The organism is Nonomuraea sp. NPDC004186 (genome assembly GCF_053603495.1).
In genome coordinates, this window is sequence record NZ_JBSGFQ010000005.1 from 1 (window position 1) to 26637 (window position 26637).

Annotated in this window: 25 protein-coding genes; 13 read left to right on the top strand and 12 right to left on the bottom strand. The window is 70.2% G+C overall.

The annotated features are described in order from the left end of the window. On the bottom strand, nt 1–749 hold a 749-nt coding region (locus ACWEPL_RS05310; RefSeq protein WP_452435287.1), incomplete at its 3' end, for a histidine kinase. Nucleotides 750–1140: 391 nt separating this feature from the next. Between ACWEPL_RS05310 and ACWEPL_RS05315 the strand changes: the two genes are divergently transcribed. The 8 genes from ACWEPL_RS05315 to ACWEPL_RS05350 all read left to right on the top strand — a co-directional run bounded on the left by ACWEPL_RS05315 (nt 1141) and on the right by ACWEPL_RS05350 (nt 10559). Further along, nucleotides 1141–1758 carry a DedA family protein gene (locus ACWEPL_RS05315; protein WP_350738918.1) on the top strand — a complete coding sequence of 206 codons (618 nt, stop codon included), beginning with the start codon at nt 1141–1143 and terminating at the stop codon, nt 1756–1758. Between the two features lie 37 nt (nt 1759–1795). Beyond that, the gene (locus tag ACWEPL_RS05320; protein WP_363963032.1) at nt 1796–2623 is read left to right on the top strand and encodes a DMT family transporter; all 828 of its coding nucleotides are present in this window, start codon (nt 1796–1798) and stop codon (nt 2621–2623) included. Between the two features lie 16 nt (nt 2624–2639). Further along, entirely contained in the window at nt 2640–3857 is a 1218-nt protein-coding gene (locus ACWEPL_RS05325; protein ID WP_452435288.1) for a glycosyltransferase, read from the top strand. Further along, a complete protein-coding gene (locus ACWEPL_RS05330) occupies nt 3854–4525 on the top strand; it encodes a DUF998 domain-containing protein (RefSeq protein ID WP_452435289.1) in 672 nt (223 codons plus the stop codon). Before ACWEPL_RS05325 ends, ACWEPL_RS05330 begins: the two co-directional genes overlap by 4 nt. Nucleotides 4526–4576: 51 nt before the next feature. Next, on the top strand, nt 4577–5332 hold the full coding sequence (locus ACWEPL_RS05335; RefSeq protein WP_363963027.1) for a cytochrome P450: 756 nt from the start codon (nt 4577–4579) through the stop codon (nt 5330–5332). After that, nucleotides 5329–6075, top strand: a complete 747-nt coding sequence (locus tag ACWEPL_RS05340; protein ID WP_363963025.1) for an isocitrate lyase/PEP mutase family protein — start codon at nt 5329–5331, stop codon at nt 6073–6075. The genes ACWEPL_RS05335 and ACWEPL_RS05340 overlap by 4 nt, the downstream gene beginning before the upstream one ends. Before the next feature lie 7 nt (nt 6076–6082). After that, a complete protein-coding gene (locus ACWEPL_RS05345; protein ID WP_452435290.1) occupies nt 6083–8923 on the top strand; it encodes a BTAD domain-containing putative transcriptional regulator in 2841 nt (946 codons plus the stop codon). A gap of 127 nt (nt 8924–9050) precedes the next feature. Beyond that, nucleotides 9051–10559 carry a DHA2 family efflux MFS transporter permease subunit gene (locus ACWEPL_RS05350; protein WP_363963021.1) on the top strand — a complete coding sequence of 503 codons (1509 nt, stop codon included), beginning with the start codon at nt 9051–9053 and terminating at the stop codon, nt 10557–10559. 284 nt (nt 10560–10843) lie between these two features. Here ACWEPL_RS05350 and ACWEPL_RS05355 read toward each other — a convergent pair whose 3' ends face one another. Then, the gene (locus ACWEPL_RS05355; RefSeq protein ID WP_452435291.1) at nt 10844–11254 is read right to left on the bottom strand and encodes a bleomycin resistance protein; all 411 of its coding nucleotides are present in this window, start codon (nt 11252–11254) and stop codon (nt 10844–10846) included. A 414-nt stretch (nt 11255–11668) separates the two neighbouring features. Here ACWEPL_RS05355 and ACWEPL_RS05360 point away from each other — a divergent pair, with 414 nt between their 5' ends. The 4 genes from ACWEPL_RS05360 to ACWEPL_RS05375 all read left to right on the top strand — a co-directional run bounded on the left by ACWEPL_RS05360 (nt 11669) and on the right by ACWEPL_RS05375 (nt 14218). Further along, nucleotides 11669–12214: a flavoprotein gene (locus ACWEPL_RS05360; RefSeq protein ID WP_452435292.1), complete on the top strand. Its 546-nt coding sequence runs from the start codon at nt 11669–11671 to the stop codon at nt 12212–12214. Between the two features lie 4 nt (nt 12215–12218). Next, nucleotides 12219–13433, top strand: a complete 1215-nt coding sequence (locus ACWEPL_RS05365) for a helix-turn-helix domain-containing protein (RefSeq protein WP_452435293.1) — start codon at nt 12219–12221, stop codon at nt 13431–13433. 123 nt (nt 13434–13556) lie between these two features. Beyond that, nucleotides 13557–13934, top strand: coding sequence for a hypothetical protein (locus tag ACWEPL_RS05370; protein ID WP_452435294.1), 378 nt, complete (start codon nt 13557–13559; stop codon nt 13932–13934). A gap of 131 nt (nt 13935–14065) precedes the next feature. After that, nucleotides 14066–14218 (top strand): hypothetical protein, encoded by a 153-nt coding sequence (locus ACWEPL_RS05375; protein ID WP_452435295.1) that lies wholly within the window; start codon nt 14066–14068, stop codon nt 14216–14218. A gap of 484 nt (nt 14219–14702) precedes the next feature. Here ACWEPL_RS05375 and ACWEPL_RS05380 read toward each other — a convergent pair whose 3' ends face one another. The 8 genes from ACWEPL_RS05380 to ACWEPL_RS05415 form a co-directional block, all read right to left on the bottom strand. Beyond that, entirely contained in the window at nt 14703–15626 is a 924-nt protein-coding gene (locus ACWEPL_RS05380) for a serine hydrolase (protein ID WP_452435296.1), read from the bottom strand. Nucleotides 15627–15756: 130 nt separating this feature from the next. Then, complete coding sequence (locus ACWEPL_RS05385) at nt 15757–16653, bottom strand: alpha/beta hydrolase (RefSeq protein WP_452435297.1); 897 nt, start codon at nt 16651–16653, stop codon at nt 15757–15759. After that, nucleotides 16650–18044: an NAD(P)/FAD-dependent oxidoreductase gene (locus tag ACWEPL_RS05390; protein WP_452435298.1), complete on the bottom strand. Its 1395-nt coding sequence runs from the start codon at nt 18042–18044 to the stop codon at nt 16650–16652. Before ACWEPL_RS05390 ends, ACWEPL_RS05385 begins: the two co-directional genes overlap by 4 nt. 35 nt (nt 18045–18079) lie before the next feature. Next, the gene (locus ACWEPL_RS05395; protein ID WP_350738949.1) at nt 18080–18865 is read right to left on the bottom strand and encodes an ABC transporter permease; all 786 of its coding nucleotides are present in this window, start codon (nt 18863–18865) and stop codon (nt 18080–18082) included. Beyond that, on the bottom strand, nt 18862–19713 hold the full coding sequence (locus ACWEPL_RS05400; RefSeq protein WP_355209999.1) for an ABC transporter permease: 852 nt from the start codon (nt 19711–19713) through the stop codon (nt 18862–18864). Before ACWEPL_RS05400 ends, ACWEPL_RS05395 begins: the two co-directional genes overlap by 4 nt. Before the next feature lie 3 nt (nt 19714–19716). Continuing rightward, nucleotides 19717–20904, bottom strand: a complete 1188-nt coding sequence (locus tag ACWEPL_RS05405) for an ABC transporter substrate-binding protein (RefSeq protein ID WP_363963007.1) — start codon at nt 20902–20904, stop codon at nt 19717–19719. 18 nt (nt 20905–20922) lie between these two features. After that, a complete protein-coding gene (locus ACWEPL_RS05410) occupies nt 20923–21993 on the bottom strand; it encodes an ABC transporter ATP-binding protein (protein ID WP_363963005.1) in 1071 nt (356 codons plus the stop codon). Nucleotides 21994–22006: 13 nt separating this feature from the next. Next, nucleotides 22007–23437, bottom strand: a complete 1431-nt coding sequence (locus tag ACWEPL_RS05415; protein ID WP_452435299.1) for a gamma-aminobutyraldehyde dehydrogenase — start codon at nt 23435–23437, stop codon at nt 22007–22009. 196 nt (nt 23438–23633) lie between these two features. On the opposite strand from ACWEPL_RS05415, the gene ACWEPL_RS05420 reads away from it, so the two are divergent. Then, the gene (locus ACWEPL_RS05420; protein ID WP_350738965.1) at nt 23634–24125 is read left to right on the top strand and encodes an Lrp/AsnC family transcriptional regulator; all 492 of its coding nucleotides are present in this window, start codon (nt 23634–23636) and stop codon (nt 24123–24125) included. Here ACWEPL_RS05420 and ACWEPL_RS05425 read toward each other — a convergent pair. Then, nucleotides 24122–25618 (bottom strand): purine-cytosine permease family protein, encoded by a 1497-nt coding sequence (locus ACWEPL_RS05425; protein WP_363963001.1) that lies wholly within the window; start codon nt 25616–25618, stop codon nt 24122–24124. The two genes, ACWEPL_RS05420 and ACWEPL_RS05425, sit on opposite strands and share 4 nt — an antisense overlap. After that, on the bottom strand, nt 25615–26547 hold the full coding sequence (speB, locus tag ACWEPL_RS05430; protein WP_363963000.1) for an agmatinase: 933 nt from the start codon (nt 26545–26547) through the stop codon (nt 25615–25617). The genes ACWEPL_RS05425 and speB overlap by 4 nt, the downstream gene beginning before the upstream one ends. Between the last annotated feature and the right edge of the window lie 90 nt (nt 26548–26637).

Genomic DNA, 26637 nt, shown 5'->3' on the forward strand with positions numbered 1-26637 from the left:
ATGACCTGGCCCAGCTCGCCCCCCCCCCCGGCCGCCGCCAGCCGCAGCTCCCCCGCCGCCCTGACCTGCGTCTCGGCCAGCCCCTGGGCCATCTCCAGCCCGGCCGCCCGCACCGCGATCAGGGCCAGGTCGTGGCCGAGGGAGTCGTGCATCTGCCGCGCGATCCTGGCCCGCTCGCGCAGCCGCGCCTGCGCCTCGGCGGCCAGCCTCGCCTGCGTGCGCCCCTGCAGCAGCCTGCGCCTGAGCAGCCCCAGCAGGTACGGCACCACGTACGTGCCGAGCAGCGCGGTCACCATGGACACCCACAGAGCGAGGTCGCCGCCCTTGGCCAGCACCACGCCCACGCCGACGGCCGAGATCAGGCAGAACGCCAGCGGCGCGGGCCAGAGCACGGCCAGGCGCCGCCCGGTGAGGTAGGCGTACCACATGATGAACGGCGAGCTGGCCAGCAGCGGCAGGATCTTCACGTTGCGCCTGGGCAGCAGCCAGCTCAGGTCCACGGTCGCGAACCCCTCGCTGAACTGCCACGGCCCCAGCGGCAACAGCAGCACCAGCGCGGCCAGCGGCCAGCGGCGGCCCACCAGCACCGCGACCGCGGCCAGCCCGAGCCTGGGCAGGCTCACCATGGCGAAGGCGGCCGGATCCACGAACGGGTCGGGGCCCATGGCCGCCACGAAGATGCCGAGCACGGCCCAGAGCAGCAGGTCGTAGACCACCTGGCGGCGGCTCTCCCGGCGAAGACGTCTCACCGGACCGACGGTAGCCGCCTCCCGCGCCCGCGGATGCCGCCGGAAGTCAGCCGGCGACCCTGACGAAAGTCAGGGTAGGGCGGCGCCCCCTGCCGCGGTAGAGCTAGCACCACCCCGAAAGCGCCTACCTCCACTCCTGTTTCGGCCTGCGGAAACCGGTTTGATCGATGGGTGTCACCCGGAGGTCGGAACCGAGCCCCCGACGAAAGTAGGGGGCGGTGCGTGCCGATCGTCCGATGTGCCGTGACCTGCGGAGTTTCTACCTTCATGGGGTACCGGCCCTGATCCGCATAAGGGATGGGTCCGCGTTCGACCCGGGGCATCCCCGATGTCCCGGGCCGTGCCACGCAGACACGCTGTGTGGGTGCCCTAACGATCGGAGTGAACACTCATGTCGCATGCCATTCTCGACCTGGTCCAGCAGGTGATGTCATCACCTTGGTTATACGCGGCGCTGTTCGGGCTCGCGCTGCTCGACGGGTTCTTCCCGATCGTGCCGGCCGAGACGTCAGTGATCACCGCCGCGGTGTTCGCCGCCTCCGGCGAGACGAACCTGGCCCTGGTCATCGTGGCGGCGGCCCTGGGTGCCTTCGCCGGTGACCACATCTCCTACCTGATCGGCAACAAGTCGGCAGGCAGGCTGCGGAACAAGAAGGCGTTCGTCTGGGCCCGCGACACGCTGGCCGAGCGGGGCGGCCTCGTCCTCGTGGTGGCCAGGTACATCCCCGGCGGTCGCACCGCGACCACGCTGACCATGGGCGCCGTACGGCATCCGCTGCGCTCGTTCACGTTCTTCGACGCGATCGCGGCGAGCTCGTGGGCGGTGTACTCGGGGCTGATCGGCTTCTTCGGCGGCATGGCCTTCGAGAACGACCCGATCAAGGGCCTGCTCCTCGGCCTGGGCATCGCGGTGTCCATCACCGCGCTCGTCGAGCTCGTGAGATGGCTCAGGAAGCGACGCGCCATCCAGGCTTCCCCAGAACGTCTTCCCGCGGACACGTCCGTTTGACCCTGTCTGGCAACCATCCGTCTGAAAGGAGTGCGAAATGACTGTGCTGGCCGCGGCGATCGCCCTGGTCGGTTCGCTGTTCTTCGCGCTCGGAGCCGCTCTGCAGCAGTTCGAAGCAGCCGGGTCGGCCAAACCGGGGCTGCTCGCCCTACTGCGGAAACCGCGCTGGCTGATCGGCGGCGCGTCCATTCTGACGGGTGGTGGCCTGCACATCGTGGCACTCGGGCTCGGGCCGCTGACCGTCGTCCAGCCGATGGGCGTGGCGAGCCTGCTGTTCGCCCTGCCCCTCGCCGCCGCGCTGCACGGCCGCAAGCCCTCCCCCAAGGAGCTGGCGGCCGCGGGTGTGGTGGCGGCCGGGCTGGTCGGGCTCGTCCTGCTGGTCCCCAACTCGGAAGGTCCCACCTACCTCGGCCCGGACGGAGTGCTCACCCTGCTCGGCGTGGCCGGAGTCGCGGCGGTCCTGCTGTGGGCCGCCTCGCGGGCGGCCTCACCGGCGGGCCGGGCCGCCCTGCTCGCGACCAGCTCGGGCGTGCTCTACGGCGCGACGGCCACGCTCATGCGCGTGCTGCTGGACGGCACCTGGAACTGGTGGTACGTGCTGGCGCTGCCGGTGCCCCTGCTGCTGGCGCTGGTGATGCTCCAGCGGGCCTACGCGGTCGGGCACTTCGGCGTCTCGTTCGCCTCGCTCCAGATCGCCGACCCGCTGACCGCGGTGGCGTTCGGCGCGCTGCTGCTCGGCGAGCCGGTGCCGACCGGCATCGTGCCGGTCGCGGCGGCGCTCCTGACCGCCGCCGGGACCGTCGCGCTGGCCCGCACCAGCCCGCTGGAGTCCCGCAACAATCCCCCGACTCATTCCCCTTTGTGAAACCGGAGTCACTTCCATGGCCATGCCCCTGCGTTCTCTCCCCCAGATCGCCGAGACCGCCCCCACCCCCGCCCCTGAGCGGCCGCGCCGGATCCTGATCTCGACCGACACCTACCCACCGGACGTCAACGGCGCCGCCTACTTCACCCACCGCCTGGCCACCGGCCTGGCCGCGCGCGGCAACGAGGTGCACGTGGTCTGCCAGTCGGACGTGGGCCCGCCCACCGCCGACGTCGTGGACGACGTGATCGTGCACCGCCTGCGCTCCGCGCCGATACTGGTCCACCCCACGATGCGGTTCACGGTGCCGGCCAGGCTCGACCGGCTGATCGCCGGCATCCGCCCCGACGTGCTGCACGCCCAGGGCCACTTCGTGGTCGGCAGGGCCGCCATCGCCGCCGCCCGGCGCGCGGACGTCCCCATCGTGGCCACCAACCACTTCATGCCCGACAACCTCTTCCAGTTCTGCCACATCCCCGAGCGGCTGCGGGTCAAGGCCGGCCGGCTCGCCTGGCGCGACTTCAGCCGGATCTTCAACCGCGCCGACCGCATCACCACCCCGACCCCGCTGGCCGCCAAGCTGCTGGCCGACCAGGGCTTCGGCCGCGAGGTGGAGGCGGTCTCCTGCGGGATCGACCTGACCAGGTTCCACCCGCGCGCCGAACCCAAGGCGTGGGCGCGCAAGCTGTTCGACCTGCCCGACAGGCCGACCATCCTGTTCGTCGGCCGCCTGGACGAGGAGAAGCGCCTGGACGAGATCGTCCGCGCGCTGCCGCTCGTGCTGAACCGGACCGACGCCCAGGCGGTGTTCGTCGGCCGCGGCAACCAGCGCGCGGAGCTGGAGCGGCTGGCCGCCCGCATCGGCGTCGGCGAGCGGGTCTCCTTCCTGGGCTTCGTGCCCGACGAGCTCATGCCCCAGACGTTCGCCGCCGCCGACGTGTTCGCCATGCCGGGCATCGCCGAGCTGCAGAGCATCGCCACGCTGGAGGCCATGGCCATGGGGCTGCCCGTGGTGGCCGCCGACGCGATGGCGCTGCCGCACCTGGTGGACGAGAACGGATACCTGTTCCAGCCGGGCGACGTGATCTCGCTGGCCAGGCACCTGACGAACATTCTCACCGACGACGACCTGCGGGCCCGGCTCGGCAAGACCAGCAGGGAGCTGGCGCTCACCCACGATGACCGGTCGTCGCTGGCCCGGTTCGAGCAGATCTACGATGAGGTGGCCCGATGACCCCAGTCCAAAGCGCCTGGGGCGCTGTCTCCGGCACGGTGGTGTCCGTGTGCGCTCTGGCGTACGCGCAGGTCGCCCTGCCGACGCAGCCGCTGCTCAGCGACTACGCGCTGGTCTCCGGCGGGCTCGTGCCCGTCCTCGTGGGGATGCTGGCACTGGCGGGGGCGTGCCTGTGTCTCGCGTACGGGCTGGCGGCGAGCGACCCGGCGCGCACCGCGGCCACCAGGGTGCTGCTGCTGGCGGGGGCGGCGGGGCTGATGATGAGCGCGATCTTCCCCACGGACCCCGGCAACTCGCAGGTCGGTTCGCTGACCGGCGAGATCCACCGGTGGGCGGCGGCCGTCGTGTTCACCTCGCTGCCGGTCGCCGGCTGGACCCTGGCCAGGGGCCGGGAGGCGGCGCCTCTGTGGAACGCGGTCCGGGCCCTGAGCGTGACCTCGGCGGCCATGCTGGCCTTCTACCTGGCGGCCCACCCGGCCTCGATCACCTCGCCGCTGATCGGCGGTGCCGGCTACTACGGCCCGCTGGAGCGGGGCGTGGTGCTGGCCGAGATGGCGCTGCTCGTCGCCATGGCGCTGGTGTCGGTCGCGAAGCGGCCCGCCGTGCGCACCCAGCCCGTCCCGGCCGAGCCCGAACGCCCCGAGCGGACAGACCGCCTGGCGGCCTGATGCCCCCACCCTTCGACCCGCGACGAAATGACGCCGTTCTAGCGTGGAACCATGCTCATCACACGCCACTCAGCCGCTGAGGCGGTGCTCGCCGACCCGAGGTACGTGCCGCCTCCCGTACGACAGGACGCCGAGGAGGGCACGCTGGCCTGGCTCCGCGCCCAGGTGTCGAGGTTCAGCACCGGAGAGACGCACGCCGGGCGGCGCCGCCTGCTGGAGGAGCGGCTGGCCGCCCTTGACCCCGCCGAGCTGAGAACGGCGGCCAGGGCCATGACCCTGGAGCGGGGCGGAGACTGGCGGGGCGTCCCCACGGCCGTGCTCGGCGCCGCGCTGGGCGTGAAGGACACGGGCGCCGTGGCCGCCGCCGCGACCGGCTACCTGTCCGGCGAGGAGAGCCCGGAGGCCGACGCCTCCGTCGCCGAGCTGCTCGAACAGGCCACCATCCCCGAGATCACCCTGCTGCTGCAGGGGCACGCCGCCACGGAGGCGCTCATCGAGAACGCCCTCGGGCACGCCGGACCCGGCGCCGACCCCGAGGCGCTGCTGCACGAGACGCTCAGGCAGGACCCGCCGCTCAAGGCCACCCGCAGGCTCGACACGCGGACCGGCGACGAGGTGACCATCGACCTGGTGTCGGCCAACCGCGACCCTGACGTGTTCGCCGATCCCGACCGGTTCGACCTCTCGCGCGGCCGTGCCCCCCATCTGACCTTCGGCCACGGCGTGCGCCCCTGCCCCGGGCCCGCCCACGCGCTCGCGCTGGCCGCGGGCGTGCTCGAAGCCCTTCTCGACGTGAGCCGCTCATGAACTTCCACGACCTGCACCGCCCCGGCGACCCCCTGCTGCTGCCGAACGCCTGGGACTACGGCTCGGCCGCCCTCCTGGCCCGGGAGGGCTTCCCGGCGATCGGCACGACCAGCCTCGGCGTGGCCGCCGCGTACGGCAGACCGGACGCGGCCGGCGCCACCAGGGCGGAGACCATCGAACTGGCCGAATCGATCAAGGACCTGGGCGTCATGGTCACCGTCGACATCGAGGGCGGCTTCAGCGACGACCCCGGCGAGGTGTCCGACCTGGTCGCTGGCCTCGCCGCGCTCGGAGTCGCGGGGATCAACCTGGAGGACGGCCGACCCGACGGCACGCTGCGCCCGATCGAGCTGCACCGGCGGATCATCGAGGCGGCCAAGGGCCACGGCGTGTTCGTCAACGCCCGTACGGACACGTACTGGCTGAAGACCGGCGACACGCGGGAACGGGTGGCCGCCTACGGCCACGCCGACGGGATCTTCGTGCCCGGCATGAGCGATCTGCGCGAGATCGCCGAGGTGGCCGCGAGCACGCCGCTCCCCCTCAACGTCCTCTACCAGCCGGACGGCCCCACGCTCCCCCAGCTCGCCGAGGCCGGCGTGGCCAGGGTGAGCACCGGGTCGCTGCTGTACCGGGCCGCGCTCCACGGGGCGCTCGCGGCGGTGTCCGCCGCCCAGGGCAGGCAGGCCCCTCCGCTGCCGACCTACGCGGAGATCGCCGCGCTGCTGCCGCAACCGCGATAATCGACGCATGCGCTTCCAGATCCTCGGGCCCACCAGCGCGCTGGACGAGGACGGCGAGCCGGTCGCGCTCGGCGGTCCCCGGGTGCGCGCGCTGCTGACGCTGCTCGCCCTGCACGCCGGTCGCATCGTCGGCGGCGAGCAGCTCGTGGACGGCATGTACGGCCCGAGACCGCCCGAGGGCGTGGCCAACGCGCTGCAGTCGCAGGTCTCCAGGCTGCGCCGGGCGCTGGGCAGGGACCTGGTGGAGTTCCATCCGGCGGGATACCGGCTGGTGGCCGACCCTCAGGACGTGGACGCGCGCAGGTTCGAGCTGCTGACGCAGCAGGGCAGGCAGGCCCTCGCCGGCGGTGATCCCGGCCGGGCGGCCACGCTCCTGCGCGAGGCGCTCGAGCTGTGGCGGGGCGCGCCGCTGTCCGACGCCCCGCACGCCGAGGCCGCCGCGGCGGCGCTGGCCGAGCTGCGGCTGGCCGCCACCGAGGACCGCGTGCAGGCCGACCTCGACCTGGGCCGGCATCGCGAGCTGGTCGCCGAGCTGAGCCAGCTCGCCGCCGCCCACCCGCTGCGCGAGCGGCTGCGCGCCCTGCTCATGCGTGCCCTCTACGGCAGCGGCCGGCAGGCCGAGGCGTTGACCGTCTACGACGAGGCCAGGAAGATCCTGGACGAGGAGCTCGGCGTCGAGCCGGGGGCCGAGCTGGCCGCCGCCCACCTGGCCGTGCTCAGGGCCGACCCGGCGCTCGGCGCCCCCGCTCCCGACACCGCCCCCGCGCCCCGGCGGCAGGGCCTGCGCGCCCAGCTCACCAGCTTCGTCGGCAGGGCCGAGGAGATCGAGCAGGTGGCCGCCAGGCTGCGGACCAACCGGCTCGTCACGCTGATCGGGCCCGGCGGCGCGGGCAAGACGCGACTGGCGACCGAGGCGGCCGACCAGGAGCCCGGCGACGTGTGCTTCGTGGAGCTCGCGCCGGTCTCCGAGGACGCCGGCGTGCCGGGGGCCGTCCTGTCCGCCCTGGACATCCGCGACGCCCCGCCCACCCCCGACCGGCTCACCGTCGACCCGGCCACCCGGCTCGTCACCGCGCTGGCCGGCCGCAGGCTGCTCCTGGTCCTGGACAACTGCGAACACGTCATCGCGGCCACCGCCGACCTGGCCGACCTGCTGCTGGCCTCCTGCCCCGAGCTGCGCGTGCTGGTGACCGGGCGCGAGGCGCTCGGCATCACCGGCGAGTCGATCCTGCCCGTGGCGCCGCTGCGGCTCCCGCCCCCCGAGACCGGCAGCCCCCTGGACTATCCGGCGGTCCGGCTGTTCGCCGACCGCGCCGCCGCCGTACGGCCTGGTTTCGCCGTCGACGCGGGCAACGCCGCGGCGGTCGTACGCATCTGCCGGGCACTCGACGGGCTGCCGCTGGCCATCGAGCTGGCCGCGGCGCGGCTGCGCACCCTGCCGGTGGCCGACGTCGCGGCCCGGCTCGACGACCGGTTCAGGCTGCTGACCAGGGGCAGCCGTACGGCGCTGCCCCGGCACCAGACGCTGCACGCGGTCGTCGCGTGGAGCTGGGACCTGCTGGACGAGAGCGAGCAGCGGCTGGCCAGGCGGCTGAGCGTGTTCGTCGGCGGCGCACGGCCGGAGGCGGCCGAGCAGGTGTGCGGGTTGCCCGAGGACGTGCTCTTCTCGCTGGCGGAGAAGTCGCTGGTGGAGTTCGTGGGCGGCCGTTTCCGGATGCTGGAGACGATCAGGGCGTTCTGCGCGGAACGACTGGTGGAGTCGGGCGAGGCCGAGTCGATCTCCGAGGCGCACGCCCGCTACTGCCTCGACCTGGTCATGACGGCCGACCCGTTGCTGCGCACCGCTGAGCAACTGGAGTGGCTGGTCCGGCTCGACGAGGAGAGCGACGAGCTCGACGCGGCGATCCGCTGGGCGACCGCGTCCGGGCAGCCGGAGCTGGGGTTGCGGCTGCTGGCCAACTGCGGCTGCTACTGGTGGATGCGCGGCAACCGCATCACCAGCGCCCATCTGGCCGCCGACCTCATGGCCGCGCTCGGCTTCCGGCATCCGCCGGGCATGGAGGAGGAGTACGTCATGTGCGTGCTCATCAGGGCCTGGACCGGCGGCATCGACGAGGAGCTGCGCGCGCGGCTCGCGGAGGCGCGGCAGCTGCTGCCGACGTACAACCTGCCGATGCGGGTGGAGTTCCTCTCGATGCTGCTCTCGGCCTACACAGGGCCGCCCGGCGAGTACGACGAGGTCTACACCGCGCTCACCAGCCGCGCCGACGAGCTCCAGCCCTGGCAGGAGGCGCTGTCCTACGGCGGTGTGGCGTTCCTGCTGCAGTCGGTCGGCCGGGCCGCCGAGGCGCTGGTCAACTTCGAACGGAGCCTGGCCGCGTTCAAGGCCATCGGGGAGCGGTGGGGCATGGTGATGACGCTGTCCGGCCTCGGCGCTCTCTACCAGGAGAAGGGCGACTTCACGACCGCGATCGCGCTGGCCGACGAGGCGCTGGCGGTGGCCACCGAGCTGGGCGCCGAGACGGAGATCGCCGAGGCCCTGTGCCGGCGGGGCGACGCCCGGCTCAACCAGGCCGACGCGACGGGCGCGCGGGCCGACTACCTGCGCGCCGCCGAGATGTCGCGCAGGAACGGCTCGACGGAGACGATGGCGTGGGCGCGCCTCGGGCTGGGCCAGGTCGCGCTGTTCCAGGGCGACCTGGACGAGGCCCGCGCGCTGCTCGTCCAGGCTCGTGACGAGGTGCCGAACGACTGGTACACCGCGGAGGAGACCCGCGCCCGCATCACCGCCGCCCTCGACGAGGTGCACGCCCGCTCGACCGGGCCTGCCGGCGAGCCTCCCAGCTAGGCGGCCGGCGAGCCGCCCCGGCCGAGCCTCCGAGTGAGGCGGTCAGCCAGCCGCCGGACGGGCCTGCCAGCGGGGCGGTCAGCGAGCGGTAGGCAGGCCGTCAGCCGCGCTCCCGACAGTAGGCGGCATGAAGAACAAATGGTCCTGCCTGGCCATCGCCTGCCTGGCCACCCTGCTGCTCTCGCTCGACCTCACGGTCCTGCACCTGGCCCTGCCCAGGCTGGTGACCGACCTCGGCGCGAACTCCACCCAGTTGCTCTGGATCGGCGACATGTACGGCTTCGCGCTGGCCGGCCTCCTCGTCACCATGGGCAACCTCGGCGACCGCATCGGCCGCAAGCGCCTGCTGCTGATCGGCGCGGCCGCGTTCGGCGCCGCCTCGGTGGTGACGGCGTACGCGCCCAACCCCGAGCTGCTGATCGCGGCCAGGGCCCTGCTCGGCGTGGCCGGAGCGACGATCATGCCGTCCACCCTGTCGATCGTCCGGAACGTGTTCACCGACCCGGGCGAGCGCACCGCGGCCATCGGCATCTGGAGCGGGATGAGCGCCGCCGGGTTCGCCATCGGCCCGGTCGTGGGCGGTCTGCTGCTCGACCACTTCTGGTGGGGCTCGGTCTTCCTGATCAACGTACCGATCATGTTGCTGGTGCTGGTCGGCGGGATCCTGGTGCTGCCCGAGTCGCGCAACCCGCACGCGGGCCGGCCCGACCTGATCAGCGTCGTCCTCTCGTTCGCCGGCGTGGTGACGGCCGTCTACGCGGTCAAGGAGGCGGCGCACAAGGGCCTGGAGCACGCCGACGTGCTGATGGCGGGCGCGGCCGGGGTCCTGCTGCTGGGCCTGTTCGTGTGGCGCCAGACGCGGCTGCCCGAGCCGCTGATCGACGTCCGGCTCTTCAGGCGGCGGGCGTTCAGCGCGTCCATCGTCACGAACCTGCTGGCGATCTTCACGATGTCGGCCATGATGCTGATGTTCGGCTGGTACCTGCAGCTCGTCCTGGGCTGGTCGCCGCTCCAGGCGGGCCTCGCGCAACTGCCGGGCGGCCTGAGCGGCGCGGTGGGCGGCATCATGGCCGCCAAGCTGATCCACCGCATCGGCAGGAACGGCGTGGTCGCCCTGGGCCTGGCCATGAACGCCGGCGCGTTCCTCTACTACAGCACGCTCGGCCCCTCCCTGAACTACTTCGCCCTGCTCCCCGTCATGATCATCGGTGGCCTGGGGGTCGGCTTCACCTTCACCGTCAACAACGACAACGTCCTCGCCACGGCCCCCAGGGAACGCGCGGGAGCGGCCGCCGCCGTCTCGGAAACGGCCTTCGAACTGGGCGGCGCGCTGGGCATCGCCATCCTCGGCACGGTCCTGAACACCGCCTACCAAACCAACCTGCACCTCCCCACGGGCCTCCCCTCCGCCGACGCCGCACGAGAGTCGATCGCAGGCGCGGTAAGCACGGCCACGGCCTTGCCGCCGGAGCAGGCGGGTCAGCTCATGCGAGCAGCACAGACGGCCTTCATCGAGGGCCTGCACGTGACCGCCCTGGTCACTGCTGCCCTCCTGGCCGTTGTGGCCTTGTTGGCCCTGATCGGGCTGCGCGGCGTACCGAAGGTCATCCCGGAAGAAGTCCTGACCCACGCATGACCCCGGAAACCAGCATGGTCCTCACAACGGGGGGCGCTACGCCCGATATTGGCTCGGGCAGCGCCCCCCCACCGACCCCCCAACTGCTCGGTCCTCGCGATGGGGCGCGCTACGCGCGATGGGGCGCTCAGGCAGCGCCCTGTGGGGGCAAGCCCCCACACCCCCAGGCGGGGCCCTGCCGGTCCCCGCGCCCCTCGGACGCGATCCCGGTTACCGCACGCTCATCGGCGTTGACCTGCTGGCGCTTTGGCAGAAACGAGCATCCACGGCAAGGACATCAGTGGCTATCGAGAGCGGGTTCCCACTTGCTGAGAGATCCGCAGCAGGTAGCCGTCCGGGTCCTGCACCGCGAACTGGCGCACGCCCACGGCATCGACGCTGCGCTCGTACCAGCGCTCTTCCAACGGCAGCCACATCTCATAGCCGGCGGCGAGCAGCGCGTCGTGAATCCGATCTACGTCGTCCACTTCAACAGTGAGGTTGATCCCGCGCCCGTAGGGGTGGTCCAGCTCCGCGCGCGGGTAGAGACGGTCCCGGCTCAACGGCTGCTCCAACATCAGGTCCGCCCCGTCACGTTCCAGGTAGGCAAATTGCTCCTGGGCCCGCTCGTAGCGGATCTCGAAGCCCAGCAGCCGATAGAAGGCCAAGCTGGCCTGAATGTCGGAGCAGATCAATTCAGGAACAAGTCGAGACATCTCGTCACTCTGGCAGTTCCCGGCCACTCCAGCCAAACCTGCTCCCATTCGACCGCTGTTCCTTCGGACTCGGTAAGCCTCGAACAGGCCTCCTGGGCGCCGGCCGAGTGCCGAGACGTGGTGCTGAGCGCCGTCCACCGTCCCGCTTCTCGCCGACCCGGAGCCAACTGGTGCGGAGCGCCGCAAGCCAGGCGAACCATTAGTGCCAACCCCGCCTGACACGGGCCCCGAAGACCGCAGCGGGCACACGGCCGAAACTCGTCTATGTCCTTGCTGCCCCGGGCGACCTCGGTAGGGGCGAGTCCTGCCTGGGGAAATGGCAACGTCATTCCCGCTGGTCGGCTCACATGCCCTGCACGAATTCTCAGAGCGGTCACCGAGAGCGGACATCGGCCTCTCATTAGGATCACCAGCATGGAACCCCACGAGGGCACGCGCGGTGTTCTCTATGTGATCGCCTGTGCCGCACCTGCCGCCGCCGATCTCCATCACCTGGTCCCCATGGCCCGGGCAGCCGGGTGGCAGGTACACGTGGTCACCACGCCGATGGCGGAACGCTTCGTCGATGTCTCGGAGTTGGAGCGTCTGACCGGTGACCTGGTCCGCAGCACGTACCGCATGCCGGAGGACCCCAAGGGTCTCCCGCCCGCCGACGCCGTGATCGTGGCTCCGGCGACGTTCAACACGATCAACAAGTGGGCGAACGGCATCGCCGACACCTTCGCAGTCGGCCTGTTGTGTGAGGTGACGGGGTTCGGCGTCCCGATCCTTGCCGTGCCGCTGCTGAAGGACGCGCTCGCCCGGCACCTCGCGTTTCAGCGGAGCCTGGACACACTTCGGGAGATGGGCGTGCGGGTCCTGTTCGATCCCGCCGCCCCGCCGCAGTCCCGCATGCCATCCTGGGAACGCATCATGCAGGAGCTACACACCGTTGTCGGGGAGCGACAGACGCAGGGGTGAAGGCATGGACGCCCGCGGGGAGATCGGCCGGCGGATCGCTCGGGCACGCCGTCGCCGTGGACTGTCCCAAGCGGTCCTGTCCGGTCTCGTCGGCCGTTCCGAGAGTTGGCTGAGCCAGGTGGAGCGCGGGCAACGTGCCGTGGACAACCACACCGTGATCAACGCCCTCGCTGACATCCTCGGCCTGCCTGTGGACGAACTCACCGTGAAGAAGACGACTGCGATGACGCGCTACCAGGCAGCATCGGCCATCCGGCAGGCGATGATGGGCTACGACGGCCTCTCCTCCCTCATCAACCCCCAGCACACCCAAGGCTCCCACGAGAGCGTCGTGTGGCTGCGGCACGAGATCCGCCGCGTGAACCGGCTCTACCAGGCCACCCATTACAACGAGGTCGGCAGGCGGTTGCCCCGCCTTATCGTGGCCACCGAACTGGGCAGCCGCCATGCCCCCGCCGCCCAGCGCCGGGCGTACCAAACCCTTCGCTCGCTGACCTACCACTCCGCCACCACGACGCTGCGCCGCGTGGGGGAGGCGGAACTCGCCTGGGTGGCCGCCGACCGCTCGCTGGCCGCCGCGCAAGAAGCGGACAAGCCCCTCCTCGCCGCCGTGAGCGCCTACCGGCTCGGCTACGTCCTGATACGGCTTCGCGAGACGGAACGCGCGCTGCACCTGGTTCTCCAGGCGGCCGACGCGTTGCAGCGCGCCACCAAGCGCCCCACGCCGCGCGCTCTGCCCATTGTGGGCGCGCTCTACCTGGTCGCCGTCACAGCCGCCGCCGCGGCGTACGACCAAGCCGGGGTGCGTACCTTCCTCGCGCAGGCCCGGCAGATCGCCAATTCTCTCGGCGAAGACCGCAACGACTTCTGGACCGCCTTCGGCACGACCAACGTGACCATTCACGAGATCTCGGCGGCCGTCGAGTTCGGCGACACCCGACAGGCGATCGGCAGCAGCGAAACCCTCAACCTGGCACACCTGTCTGACGGCCTGGTAGGACGCCGCGCCCAGGTGCACCTGGACCTCGCCCGCGCCTACGCCTTGCAGCGCAAGGACGCCGCGTCGGTCAACATGCTCCTCGAAGCCGAACGGCTCTCGCCCGAGCTTGTCCGCTACGGTGGCCGTCCCCGCGAGCTGCTGACCCAACTGCTCAAGCGGGAGCATCGTGCCAGCACCCCGCAGCTTCGCGGGCTGGCTCGCCGGGCGGGCATCGTCTGACCCGCACTTTTGTGCGGCTCCTTGACCTTCACCACCGTGCGGGTTCCGCCGTTGACCCGCACCTACGGTTCCCCCTGCGTGGCGTGACCTGAGGCCACGTCCCCCAACAGGAGGGAACGTCACATGCGGCACGAAGAAGCAAACGCGTGGAATCGGTGCGTCTGCTGCCCCGAACCCCGTCAACCGATCGCCCTCGGCCCGGTCCGGCCCCCGTCGGCGCTGGAAACCGCCGATGAACTCCGCGCCGATTTGGCGCGCATGGGGATCTCCGCCGATGTCCACGAAGGGCGCGGTCTCGCGCTGGTGTCGGTGTGGACCGAGCTCGTGGTATGGACGGACGGCTTCTGGTACCGGTGGTGGACAGGGCGCCGCTCCCAGACGGGCCGCTGGCTGTACGCACATCATTCCGCGTTCGAGCCGGAGCGGGCCGCGCGCAGGATCGCTGCTCGATACGCCGAACTCCGAGAAGCGCCGAGCATCATGGCCGCAGGTGTGTCGTGACGCCCGGCAAAGGCTGCCTGAGTCCGCACGTACCCATGGCCCAACGTGATCACGTCCGGCTCACGTGGCTGGAACCATGTGGTGCCTTGGATCGCGTCCGCATCGTGGCCTGGACCTGCACATGCCGAGCCGTGTTCTACGAGCTGCGCGAGGGCGGCGGCCAGATCCTCATCCGCCGCACCCTGCAGGCCGAAGCTGGGGACGTGGTTCACGAGACCCACCAGTGCTCGATCGTTGAAGCTCGCGCGATCTGGGCGGCACTGCTGTCAGGCCGAGCCCGGTAGACGGGCACGGCGGATGGGATCGCTCCGGATATCAACCGTCCCATCGCCGTGCCGCACCCTGTGGTCCATCGCATCCCACAGCCGCTCTTCCACCGCACCCGAAGGTTGCCCCATTGCGCGTCCCGACCACGGTGTCAACGAGGCCCGATCCAGCAGGCCCACCTGGTGATCGGGGGCAAGTTCGGCGTTGTCCCGGCGGGCAACGACAGCCCCGCGGCACGCCGGTCCGGGGTGGGCATCAGTCGGCCCACCGCATAGCCGGTCAACGGGTGGGGGCGTCTGGCGAGCGGAGCGAGCGGGGGGTTCGGGGTGGGCTCCAGCAGGCCAGACCGGTAACCGGGGCACGGGTGGGCGATGGCGCCGAAGGCGCGGGGGGGGTGCGCCGCCAGGCGCCCGGATAAGAAGCGCCTGAGCCCCTCGGCGCGAAGCGCCTCCCCGAGAAGACCTTTTGCCCGGTGAGGGTGACGGCGGTAGGCGCGGATGATCAGGCGATGGGGTTGCCGATGCAGGGGCGGGTGATGGTCGGGGCGAGGGAGTCGAGGCGGTTGCGGATGAGGCGGGCCACGCCCTCGATGGTCTGGGTGCCCGCGTCCGGGCCCGGCTGGTGGTCGGTCTGGACCGACAGCAGCAGGTCGCGGCCCGGGCCCGAGATGCGGCCGTAGCTCGTCATGGCCCACGTGCCGGAGATGAACGGGCGTGGCGTCCAGCCGTTCTTCAGGGCCACCCGGTCTCCCGGGCGGGCGGCGGCGCTGACGCCCCATGACTGGTCCTTCTGGACGCGGGACATCAGGCCGAGCACCAGCCGGCGGTCGGCCGCGGTCAGGTCGCCCTCTCGGCCCTTCCTGCCTCTGACCAGGAGTTTCAGGAGGCGGATACGGTCGGCGGGGCTGGTGAGGGTGCCGCCCCAGAAAATGGCGGGTCCCGGTGTGGTCTCCGTCAGGCCCACGTTCTGGTAGAAGGCGCTCATCGCGGAGGAGGCGCCGACGCGGGACCACAGGGCGTCCGCGGCGAGGTTGTCGCTCTCCGTGATCATGAGGACGGCGAGGTCGCGTTCCTCCTCGTCCAGGTCACGGGTGCGCTGGTGCAGGAGGGCGGTCAGGATGTCCACCTTGGCGCCGCTGGCGGTGATGATGTCGTTCTCGTGCTCTCCCTGCCCGAAGTGGATCCCGGTGACCAGGTCCAGGGCGCCGTAGACGATGCGGCCCGGACGCGTGCCGATATAGGCGGAAATGTCGCGTACGAGCTGGATGCGGGCCGCGACCCCGGCGCGCGGGGCCGCGATCCTCAGCATGCAGCGGGCCACCTTCGGCGGGGGCTTGGCCGCCGCGGGGATGACGGCCGCCTGGTCGGCGCCGCATCCCGCGGTCAGGAGCAGCATCGGCCAGGCAAGCATCCACCTCGTACGCACGCGTCCACCTCCGAAGGATCGTCGGGGGTCGCAAGCGAGGATGCCATGCGGTGCGGATCAGGCCATTGTGCTCGGTGGGTCGCTGGTCAAGTCTTCACATGATCTTGCCGATCCGGGTGCCGGGTGGTGGTCAGAGGTGGTCAGTGAGGAAGGCGGCGGTGGCGTCCACGGCCTCCGTGACGTACGGTTCGCGGTCGTACAGGTCGATGTGCTGCTTGGCGTCCACCCAGACGAGCTGTTTCGGCTGGTCGAGGCGCCGGAACGCCTCCTCGGCCCCCTCCGGAGAGCAGAACCGGTCGACGACCCCGTGCACGATCAGCGCCGGCTTGGGCGACAGGAAGTCGGCTCCCATCATGTTGTCCATCGTGACCAGCTCCCGCACGCTCGCCCTGGTCACCGAGTTGGACCAGTGCGGCGAGGCGCCCCGTGAGGTGCCGTAGTACGCGTACGGCTCGTCGCCCGGCATGGCGGCCTCCCCCTCCTCCGGGGGCGAGGAGGAGACGACCGGCATGTACTCCACGGCGCCGCCCTGGTCCTGGCGTTCGAGGACGTCCGTGAAGCCCGCCAGCGCCGCCTGGTAGTCCATGCCGGAGCGCATGCTGTACGGGTTGTTGTACGCGCCCGCGATACCGACAAATATCCGGACTCGGGGGTCGAAGGCGGCGAACTTGAGCGCGTAGCCACCCCCCAGACACACCCCCACCGCCCCGATCCGATCCCGGTCCACCTCGGCCCGCGACCGCAGGAACGACACCGCCCCCCGCAGGTCTCGCAGCTTGCCCTGCGGATCCTCGTCCAGGCGGGGAAGCCCTTCGGACTCCCCCCAGTTCCGGTGGTCGAAGGACAGCGTCACGTACCCCCGTTCGGCCAGCCGCTCCGCGTACAAGCCTGTGACCTGGGAGCGCACCCCGGTGAACGGCCCCGTGAACACCAGAGCGGGCCGCGGCCCCGCGCCGCCGGGGACCCGCAGGTCCCCGGCGAGCGTGAGGCCGTCGACCACAAACTCGATTCGCGTGGTCAGGATCACGAGTCGAACCCCAGCCCCATCCGGTCGAGCGCGCGCAGCCACAGGTTGCGCTTGCCCTGGTGCTGGTCGGCCTGCGCGATCGACCACCGGGTGAACTGGATGACCCCGGACCGCACCGGCTCCGGCGGGAACGGCATCGGCTTCTCCTTGACCATCCGCAGCTCGGTCCGCTCGGTGGACTCGCCCGACAGCAGGTCGAGCATGACGTTCGCGCCGAAGCGGGTGGCGCCCACGCCCATCCCGGTGTAGCCGGTGGCGTAGGCCAGCCGCCCGCCGTGCGCCTGGCCGTAGAAGGCGCTGAACCGGCTGCAGGTGTCGATCACCCCGCCCCACCGGTGGGTGAACCGTACCCCGTCGAGCTGGGGGAACGTGTCGTAGAAGTGCTCGGCGAGCTTGACGAACGTCTCGTCGCGCTGCTCGTACTCGGGTTTGACCAGACCCCCGTTGTAGTAGACGGCGTCGTAGCCGCCCCACAGGATCCGGTTGTCGTCGGTCAGCCGGTAGTAGTGGAACTGGTTGCCCGAATCGCCCACGCCCTGCCGGTTGCGCCAGCCCACCTCGGCGAGCTGGTCGTCCGTCAGGGGCTCGGTCATCAGCGCGTAGTCGTACACGGGGACCACGAAGTGCTTGAGCCGCCGCAGCAGCGGCGGGAACACTCCGGTCCCCAGCGCCACCTGCCGCGCCGTGACCGCGCCGTACGGCGTGCGCAGCGTGATCGTCGTGCCGTCGTCGCGCAGCGAGCGGACCGGGGTGCGTTCGTGGACGCGCACCCCCAGCCGCAGGCACGCCTCCCGCAGCCCCCATGCCAGCCGCGCCGGGTCGAGCATGGCGCACCCGCTGCGCTCCCAGAGCCCGCCCAGGTAGGTCGGCGAGTTCACCTCGGCGCGCACCTGATCCTGGTCGAGCGGCACGTAGTCGAGCCCCAGCTCGGAGATCAGCTCCAGGTGCTCCCGCAGCCCGTCGAGCTGCCACGGCTCGGTGGCCACGTGCAGCTCCCCGGTGCGCTCGAAGGAGCAGTCGACGCCGTAGCGCTCCAGGGTCCGCTCGATCTCGTCGAGGTTGGCCACGCCCATGCGCTCCAGGCGCCCGATCTCGTCCGGCCACCGTTCCAGGCCGTTGGCCAGGCCGTGGGTGAGGGTCGCCATGCAGAACCCGCCGTTGCGGCCGGTGGCGGCCCAGCCGATCCTGCGTCCTTCGAGCAGGACCACGTCCAGGGACGGATCGCGTTCCTTGGCCATCAGGGCCGTCCACAGCCCTGAGAAGCCTCCGCCGACGACGACCAGGTCGGCGCTCGTTGTCTGGTCGAGCCGCGGTCGCGGCTCGGGTCTGGCCGGGCTGTCCAGCCAGTACGGCTTGCGCTCCGCGTCAGCAAGCGCCTTCAGCGGATCCACAAATCCCACTTCCCTACGAAGTTCGTGGAGGATATTTAGGTACGGCGCCGTGCCGCCACCGCGTTTCCGATCGCGATCAGCACCCCGATGCCGAAGATCAGCGTACCCATGACGTTGACCTGCGGTGGGATCCCGGTCTTGACCGCACCGACGATCCACAGGGGGAAGGTGACGGTCGAGCCGTTGACGAAGCTGGTGACCACGTAGTCGTCGATGGACAGAGCGAACGACAACATCGCGCCCGCCATCACGCCCGGCATGATCGACGGCAGCGTGACCTGCCTGAACGTCCCCCATGCCGTCGCCCCCAGATCCCTGGCCGCTTCCTCCAGCGACGGGTCCAGCGTGACGATCCGCGCGCGCACCGTCACCACCACGAAGGACAGCGAGAACAGCACGTGGGAGACGATGATCGTGTTCGCGTCGCGCGGCACGTTCCCCGAGACGAACAGCGACAGCAGCGACGCGCCCATGACCAGCTCGGGTGTGGAGATGGCGGCGAAGACCAGGAAGTTCGTGACCCCCTTGCCGCGGAAGCGGTGCCGTCCGATCGCCAGCCCCAGCATGGTGCCGATCACGACCGTGATGATCGTGCTGACCGCGGCGATCACCAGCGAGTTGCGCAGCGCCACGGTCAGGTCGGAGATGTCGAACAGCTCGGCGTACCAGCGGAGCGTGAAGCCCTGCCAGGAGGTGTTCGACTTGCTCTTCTTGTCGTTGAAGCCGAAGAGGATCATCACGGCGATCGGCGAGGACAGCCAGAGGATGATGATCCAGGTGTAGATGTGAAGAAGCCGGTCGCCGAGCCTGATCCCTCTCATCGGGCCGCCGCCTCGAGCACGTTCTCCGTCCCGAGCGCCCTGGCGTAGATGAAGATGCCCACCAGCAGCACCGCCATCAGCGTGAACGACAGGGCCGAGGCGGTCGGGTAGTTGAGGTTCGTCAGGTACTCGGTCTGGATGATGTTGCCGATCATCGTGTTGGCCGTGCCGCCGAGGATCTGCGCGTTGATCGGGTCGGCCGTGGCGGGCACGAAGGTCATCAGCACCCCCGCGAACACCCCCGGCAGCGACAGCGGCAGCACCACCCGCCGGAAGGCCGCGGTCCGCGTGGCGTACAGGTCCTGGGCCGCCTCGATCACCCGCGGGTCCACCCGCTCCAACGACACGTAGATCGGCAGGATCATGAACGGCAGGAAGTTGTACGTCAGCCCGCCCACCACCGCGACCGTCGTGGCCAGCACGTGGAAGTCCTCGGGCAGCAGCCCCCAGCCCTTCAGCGTGCCGAACAGGATGCCGTTGTCCGACAGCAGGAAGTTCCACGAGATCGTCCGCAGCACGAACGACACGAAGAACGGCAGCAGCAGCAGGAACAGGTACACGGACTTGCGCGTGCCGCCCTTGAACGCGATCCAGTACGCCACCGGGTACCCGATCACCAGCATGGCCACGGTGGCCAGGCCGCCGTAGAGCAGCGAGCGCACCAGCTGGGTGCTGTACCGGCCGAGCGCGTCGCTGTAGTTGGAGAAGCTGAACGTCATGGCGAAGCCGTCGATGGCGTTGCCGGTCTGCAGGGAGACCGAGGCCATCGCGGCCATGGGGACGACCAGGAAGATCGCCAGCCACATCCAGCTCGGCAGCGCCAGCAGGTAGGGGGTGAGCCGCCTCATGCGCTACGCCTGGGTGATGGACTGGAAGATCGGGTTGAAGACCTGCTCCTGCTGGGTGGTCAGCGGGGTGTAGTTGTGCAGCTTGGCGTAGTCGGCCTCGGTGGGGAACATGAGCGGGCTGCCGATCATCTCTTCGAGGGACTTCTTGTCCTTGCCCTTGGCCGCCTTGGCCTTCTCCCTCAGCAGGTCCTGCACGGCCGGGACCGGCGTGACGTACTGGATGAACTCGTCCAGCTCGGCGGCCACGGCCGGCTGGTAGAGGTAGTCCATGAGCATGAGCGCGTCCACCGGGTTGGCCGCGTTCTTGGGGATGAGCATGTTGTCGGTCCAGATCGTGCCGCCCTCCTCGGGCACCACGAACTTGACGGGCTCGCCGGCGAGCTGGCGCTGGAAGACGTCGCCCGACCAGGCCATGCTGAGCCAGACGTCGCCCTTGGACACAGCGTCAATGTAGCTTTGATCGTAATATTTCCGGACAATTCCGGCGTCGCGCTGCGCCTTGAGCTTCTCCCCGGCCTTCTTCCAGTCGGCCTCGGTCGACTTCTCCGGCGCGATGCCCAGCGCGAACATGCCGAAGTTCGCGATCTCCTGGGCGTCGGCCATCATGCCGACCCGGCCCTTGTACTTGGGGTCGAACAGCGACTCGATGCTGGTGATGTCCTCGTTCACGTACTTGGTGTTGTACGCGATCCCGGTCACCCCCGACGTGTACGGCACCGTGTACTTGTTGCCGGGGTCGTAGGCCCGCTCCTTGTACTTCTGGCCGGCGTTGGCCTCGAAGTTCGGGAGCTGGGAGTGGTCGAGCGGCGTCACGTAGCCCAGCTCGATCATGTGCTGGAGCTGGACGCCGTTGGTCATGACGACGATGTCGTAGCCGAGCGACTGCCCCGCGCGCAGCACGGGGTCGGCCTTGCCGAAGAACTCGGCGTTCTCCTGGATGACCTCTTTGTACTCGTACGAGATGCCGGTGGCCTGCTTGAACTTCTCCAGCGGGGCCTTGTCCTCGGGCATGTACTCGGGCCAGTTGGCGAAGACGACCTTGCCGTGCTTGGTCTGCTTGGCCCAGAAATCCTTGACCGCGTCGGCCTTCGGCGGAGCGGCCTTCTGTCCTTGAACGCCGCACGCGGCCAGCGCGAGCCCTGCGGCGGAGAACCCGGCGACCCGGAAGAAATCGCGACGGGAACGGAGCATGGGGTGGTTCATGAGCTGCTATCGACTTCCAATCACATATGAGTGCTGCGCCTGCCACGACAGCCACACGGAGTCCCCCCGCTCCGCGGTGGCCGAAGCGTCAAGCGCGTTCTGCTGGAACACGGTGACCTCGGCCCCGTCGGCGAGAGTCACCGTGTAGCTGTTGTAGGTCCCCAGGTAGACCACCTCGGCGACGGTGCCGCGCACGGCGCTCAGGCCCTGGCCGGGCTCCACCGTGTCGATGGTGATCTTCTCGGGCCGCACGGTCACCGTCACGTCGCCGTCGTGCCCGGGCACCAGCACCCGGCCGCCGCCGATCTTCAGCTCGCCGCCGCTCGCGGTGCCCGTGAGCAGGTTGGAGGTGCCGATGAAGCCGGCCACGAACGCGGTCGCGGGCCGCTCGTAGATCTCCCGCGGCCCGGCGAGCTGCTCGACCAGGCCGTCGTTCATGACGGCGATCCGGTCGCTCATGGTCAGCGCCTCGTTCTGGTCGTGGGTCACGTACACGAACGTGATGCCAACCTCGCGCTGGATGCGCTTGAGCTCGATCTGCATGGCCTGGCGCAGCTTGAGGTCGAGGGCGCCGAGCGGTTCGTCGAGCAGGAGTGCCCGCGGCCGGTTGACCAGCGCGCGGGCCAGCGCCACGCGCTGCTGCTGGCCGCCGGACATCTCGCGCGGGCGGCGCTTCTCCCTGCCGGTGAGGTCGACGATCTCCAGCATCTCGCCGACCCGCCGCTTGATCTCCTCCTGCGGCGTCTTGCGCTGCTTCAGCCCGAAGGCCACGTTGTCCCAGACGCTCATGTGCGGGAAGAGGGCGTAGGACTGGAAGACCATGTTGATGTCGCGTTTGTTGGGCGGGACGTCCGTGACGTCCTTGCCGTGCAGCCGCACCAGCCCCTTCGAGGGCGGTTCGAACCCCGCGATCATTCTCATGGTCGTGGTCTTGCCGCACCCGGACGGGCCGAGGAGGGAGAAGAACTCCCCCTCGGCGATGCCCAGGGTGATGCCTTTGACCGCCTGGACGACCTCGCCATGCGAGAGGTACTCCTTGACGACGTCCTCAAGCTCTATCGCATTCAGCTCAGTCATCCCAGCCGCTGTCCTATTCGCCGATGTAGTGCATGACGTGCTTGACCCGGGTGTAGTCGTGCAGGCCGAACACCGACAGGTCCTTGCCGTACCCGGAGTGCTTGAAGCCGCCGTGCGGCATCTCCGAGACGAACGGGATGTGCGTGTTGACCCAGACCACGCCGAAGTCGAGCCGGTTGGACATCCGCATGGCCCGGCCGTGGTCGGAGGTCCAGACCGAACCGCTCAGGCCGTACTTCACGTCGTTGGCCTTGGCCAGCGCGTCGGCCTCGTCGGCGAACGTCTGGACGGTGATCACGGGGCCGAAGACCTCGTTCTGCACCATCTCGTCGTCCTGCTTGAGACCGTCGACGATCGTCGGCGCGAAGAAGTAGCCCTTCTCGCCGACCCGGTGGCCGCCGGTGAGGACCTTGGCGTGCGCCGGGGCCCGGTCGATGAAGCCCTGGACCCTGGAGAGCTGGTTCTCGTTGTTGAGCGGCCCGTAGAGCGCGTCCTCGTTGCCCAGGTCGCCGGTCACGGTGGCGGCGGCGGCCTCGGCGAGCGCGGCCACGAACTCGTCGTGCACGCTCTCGTGCACGAGCACCCGGCAGGCGGCGGTGCAGTCCTGGCCGGCGTTGTAGAGGCCGGCGGTGGCGATGTCGGAGGCGGCCTTGCGCAGGTCCTTGACGTCCTCGAACACCACGACCGGGGCCTTGCCGCCGAGCTCCAGGTGCACGCGCTTGAGGTCTTCGGCGGCGCTCTTGGCCACCGACATGCCCGCGCCGACCGAGCCGGTGATGGCGACCATGGAGGCGGTGGGGTGGCTCACCACGAGGGCGCCGGTCTCGCGGTCGCCGGTGACGACGTTGAAGACGCCCGCGGGCAGCACCGAGCCGAGGATCTCGGCCAGCTTGAGCGTGGAGGCCGGGGTGGTGTCGGACGGCTTGAGCACGACCGTGTTACCGGCCGCCAGGGCCGGGGCGATCTTCCAGACCGCCATCATCATCGGGTAGTTCCACGGCGTGACCTGGCCGATCACGCCGATCGGCTCGTGCCGGATGACGCTGGTGTGCTCGGCGAGGAACTCGCCGGCCGTGGGGCCCTCCAGGGTGCGCGCCGCGCCCGCGAAGAAGCGGAAGTGGTCGGCGGCCACCGGGGTCTCGTCCTCGGCCATCCGGGCCCGCGGCTTGCCGGTGTTGAGGCACTCCGCCTCGTTGATCTCGTCGGCCCGCGCGTCGATCGCGTCGGCGACCTTGAGCAGGAGGTTGGCCCGCTCAGCCGGCGTGCTCCTGCCCCACGACTCGAACGCGGCGGCAGCGGCGGCGAAGGCGGCATCGACGTCCTCCGGGCCGGAGACAGGGGCCTGCAGGTAGGCCTCGCCTGTGCACGGGTCGATGATGTCGGAGAACTTGCCGCTCTTGGCGTCCACGAACTCACCATTGATGAAGTTCTGTAGACGGATCATGCGCCCTCCAAGTGGGTGGCTGAGATGCCGCGACTCTTACAGAGCAGGTGCATCTCGACAAGGGATTTCGTGGTGAAGATACCAAATTGCTACGAATTCGCTTGACAGGCCGCCAGGAACTGACAACATGTCGCACCAGGACGGCAACTCAGCGGGAACGCACCCGTAACGCCGGACCAGTAGGAGGATTCCGTCGATGACGACGCCGCCCCGCGTACGCCGCAACAACGCCAATGCCGGGCCGGTGGTGCTCGACGATCTGTCCAAGCAGATCATCGAGCAGCTCCAGTCCGACGGGCGCATGCCGTACGCGGCGATCGGGAAAGCGGTGGGCCTGTCGGAGGCCGCCGTGCGTCAGCGCGTCCAGCGGCTGCAGGACGCGGGCGTCATGCAGATCGTCGCGGTCACGGACCCGCTGACGCTCGGATTCCCGCGGCAGGCCATGATCGGCATCAACTGCGAGGGCGACCTGGAGGCCGTGGCCGACGAGCTCGCGGCCATCGACGAGATCGACTACGTGGTCCTCACGGCAGGCTCCTTCGACGTGATCGTCGAGGTGGTCTGCGAGGGAGACGGTCACCTGCTGGAGATCCTCAGCAAGATCCGCGCCATCCCCGCCGTGCGGGCCACGGAGTCGTTCGTCTATCTCAAGCTGCGTAAGCAGACCTACTCCTGGGGCACTCGCTAGCCCACCGTCTCCACGATGGGCAGGATCGGCGTGTCGGCCGTGCGCACCAGGCGCGGGCCCTCGGGACCGTACACCTCGCGGGGCTCCGGGAACGCCGTCAGCAGCGCCAGATAGAGCACGCCCGCGACGGCCAGGCCCACCGGCAGCGAGATGTCCACTCCCCCGGCCAGGTTACCCAGCGGGCCGACGAACTGGCCCGGCAGGTTCACGAACAGCAGCGCGAGGCCCGCGGAGACGAGCCAGGCGGACAGCCCGCGCCAGTTCCAGCCGTGCGCGAACCAGTAGCGGCCGCCGCGCTGGCGCCGGTTGAAGACCTGGAGCGCCTCGGGGTCGTACCAGCCTCTGCGGGTCACGTAGCCGAGCATCATGATCACCATCCACGGCGCCGTGCACGTGATGATCAGCGTGGCGAACGTGGAGATGCTCTGGGTGAGGTTCGCGGCGAAGCGGCCGATGAAGATGAACACGATCGACAGCGTGCCGATGAACACCGTCGCCTGCACCCGGGAGAAACGGGTGAAGACGCTGGAGAAGTCGAGCCCGGTGCCGTAGAGGGAGGTCGTGCCGGTGGACATGCCGCCGATCAGGGCGATCAGGCAGACCGGTACGAAGTACCAGCCGGGCGAGACGGCCAGCAGCCCGCCGACGTAGTTGGGGGCGGCCGGGTCCATGTAGTCGGCGGCCTTGGTCGCGATGATCGAGGCGGTGATCAGGCCGAACAGGAACGGCAGGATGGTGGCGAGCTGCGCCAGGAAGGCCGCGGCCATCACCCGGGACTTCGGCGTCGTGGCCGGGATGTACCTGGACCAGTCGCCCAGGAAGGCGCCGAACGACACGGGGTTCGACAACACGATCAGCGCCGCGCCGATGAACGACGGCCAGAACAGCGGGTCGCCGGCCGGGAGCGTACCGGGATAGGACGGGTCGAAGTCCCCGGCGAAGGCGAACGCCCCCAGGACGAACAGCAGCGACGCCGCCGCGACCGCGATCTTGTTGACGAACAGCATGAAGCGGAAGCCGTACACGCAGACGATCAGCACGAGGACGGCGAAAAGCGCGTACGCGACGCCGTACGACAGGTCGGTGTCGGGCAGCCCGGCCAGCAGGTGGGCGCCGCCGACCAGCGCGTCCCCCGACGACCACACCGAGATCGAGAAGAACGCGATCGCGGTCAGCAGCGACAGGAACGAGCCCACGACCCGGCCGTGCACGCCCAGGTGGGCGGAGGAGGAGACCGCGTTGTTGGTGCCGTTGAGGGGCCCGAACAGTGACAGCGGCGCCAGGATCAGCGCGCCGACCACGAGCCCGAGCACGGTCGCGGCCAGCCCCTGCCAGAACGACAGGCCGAACAGGATGGGGAAGGCGCCGAGCACGCAGGTGGCGAAGGTGTTCGCGCCTCCGAACGCCAGCCGGAACAGGTCGATCGGGCGCGCGTCGCGGTCCGCGTCGGGAATGCGCTCGACCCCGTACGTCTCGATCTCGGTGAGGCTCATGCTTGCTCCTGCAACGCCAGCAGACTGACGAGGTCGTAGGCCACGTGGGAGGCGGCGACCGAGGTGATCTCCGCATGGTCGTACGCCGGGGCCACCTCGACGACGTCGGCCCCGACCAGGTTGTGGCCCGCCAGGCCGCGCAGGATCTCCAGCAGTTCCCGGCTGGTGAGCCCGCCCGCCTCCGGGGTCCCCGTGCCCGGGGCGTGGGCCGGGTCCAGCACGTCGATGTCGACGGACACGTACAGGGGCCGGTCGCCGATGCGCTGCCGCAGCACGTCGATCACCTCGTCGAGGCCGCGCCGCAGCACGTCGGCCGCCGTCAGGATGCCGAACCCGAGCCGCCGGTCGTCCTCGAGGTCCTTCTTGCCGTACAGGGGGCCCCTGATCCCGACGTGGCTGACGGCCTCGGTGTCCAGCAGGCCCTCCTCCACCGCCCGCCGGAACGGGGTGCCGTGCGTGTACTCGGCGCCGAAATAGGTGTCCCAGGTGTCGAGGTGGGCGTCGAAGTGCAGCAGCGCCACCGGGCCGTGCTTCCTGGCCACGGACCGCAGCAGCGGCAGCGCGATCGTGTGGTCGCCGCCGATCGCGACGAGCTTGGCGTCGATCGAGTCCGCCGCGCCCTCGATGCTCTCGATGGCCGCCCCGATGTCGAACGGGTTGGCCGCGATGTCACCGGCGTCGACCACCTGCACCCGCTCGAACGGCGAGACGTCCAGCGCCGGGTGGTACGGCCGCAGCAGCCGGGAGGCCTCCCTGACAGCGGCCGGGCCGAACCTGGCGCCGGGCCGGTAGGACACGCCGGTGTCGAACGGCACGCCCACGACCGCCACGTCGGCCCGCTCGACCTGGTCGAGCCTGGGCAGGCGGGCGAAGGTGGCGAGCCCGGCGAAACGCGGGACCTGAGAGGAGTCGACAGGGCCAAGGTTCATGCGGCCCAGTGTTCGTCATGCCTCTGACCTGCGGCAATTGTAGAACCAACGAAGTCACACGGTGTGTGTTGTGGGTGGCCACAAGCAGGT

Coding starts and splice junctions, on each gene's coding strand:
- ACWEPL_RS05365 (WP_452435293.1), top strand. CDS start 12,219: ATGGACGCCCGCGGGGAGATCGGCCGGCGGATCGCTCGGGCACGCCGT.
- ACWEPL_RS05405 (WP_363963007.1), bottom strand. CDS start 20,904: ATGCTCCGTTCCCGTCGCGATTTCTTCCGGGTCGCCGGGTTCTCCGCC.
- ACWEPL_RS05425 (WP_363963001.1), bottom strand. CDS start 25,618: ATGAGCCTCACCGAGATCGAGACGTACGGGGTCGAGCGCATTCCCGAC.
- ACWEPL_RS05370 (WP_452435294.1), top strand. CDS start 13,557: ATGCGGCACGAAGAAGCAAACGCGTGGAATCGGTGCGTCTGCTGCCCC.
- speB (WP_363963000.1), bottom strand. CDS start 26,547: ATGAACCTTGGCCCTGTCGACTCCTCTCAGGTCCCGCGTTTCGCCGGG.
- ACWEPL_RS05420 (WP_350738965.1), top strand. CDS start 23,634: ATGACGACGCCGCCCCGCGTACGCCGCAACAACGCCAATGCCGGGCCG.
- ACWEPL_RS05335 (WP_363963027.1), top strand. CDS start 4,577: ATGCTCATCACACGCCACTCAGCCGCTGAGGCGGTGCTCGCCGACCCG.
- ACWEPL_RS05320 (WP_363963032.1), top strand. CDS start 1,796: ATGACTGTGCTGGCCGCGGCGATCGCCCTGGTCGGTTCGCTGTTCTTC.
- ACWEPL_RS05330 (WP_452435289.1), top strand. CDS start 3,854: ATGACCCCAGTCCAAAGCGCCTGGGGCGCTGTCTCCGGCACGGTGGTG.
- ACWEPL_RS05415 (WP_452435299.1), bottom strand. CDS start 23,437: ATGATCCGTCTACAGAACTTCATCAATGGTGAGTTCGTGGACGCCAAG.
- ACWEPL_RS05350 (WP_363963021.1), top strand. CDS start 9,051: ATGAAGAACAAATGGTCCTGCCTGGCCATCGCCTGCCTGGCCACCCTG.
- ACWEPL_RS05345 (WP_452435290.1), top strand. CDS start 6,083: ATGCGCTTCCAGATCCTCGGGCCCACCAGCGCGCTGGACGAGGACGGC.
- ACWEPL_RS05360 (WP_452435292.1), top strand. CDS start 11,669: ATGGAACCCCACGAGGGCACGCGCGGTGTTCTCTATGTGATCGCCTGT.
- ACWEPL_RS05340 (WP_363963025.1), top strand. CDS start 5,329: ATGAACTTCCACGACCTGCACCGCCCCGGCGACCCCCTGCTGCTGCCG.
- ACWEPL_RS05410 (WP_363963005.1), bottom strand. CDS start 21,993: ATGACTGAGCTGAATGCGATAGAGCTTGAGGACGTCGTCAAGGAGTAC.
- ACWEPL_RS05400 (WP_355209999.1), bottom strand. CDS start 19,713: ATGAGGCGGCTCACCCCCTACCTGCTGGCGCTGCCGAGCTGGATGTGG.
- ACWEPL_RS05355 (WP_452435291.1), bottom strand. CDS start 11,254: ATGTCTCGACTTGTTCCTGAATTGATCTGCTCCGACATTCAGGCCAGC.
- ACWEPL_RS05315 (WP_350738918.1), top strand. CDS start 1,141: ATGTCGCATGCCATTCTCGACCTGGTCCAGCAGGTGATGTCATCACCT.
- ACWEPL_RS05325 (WP_452435288.1), top strand. CDS start 2,640: ATGGCCATGCCCCTGCGTTCTCTCCCCCAGATCGCCGAGACCGCCCCC.
- ACWEPL_RS05395 (WP_350738949.1), bottom strand. CDS start 18,865: ATGAGAGGGATCAGGCTCGGCGACCGGCTTCTTCACATCTACACCTGG.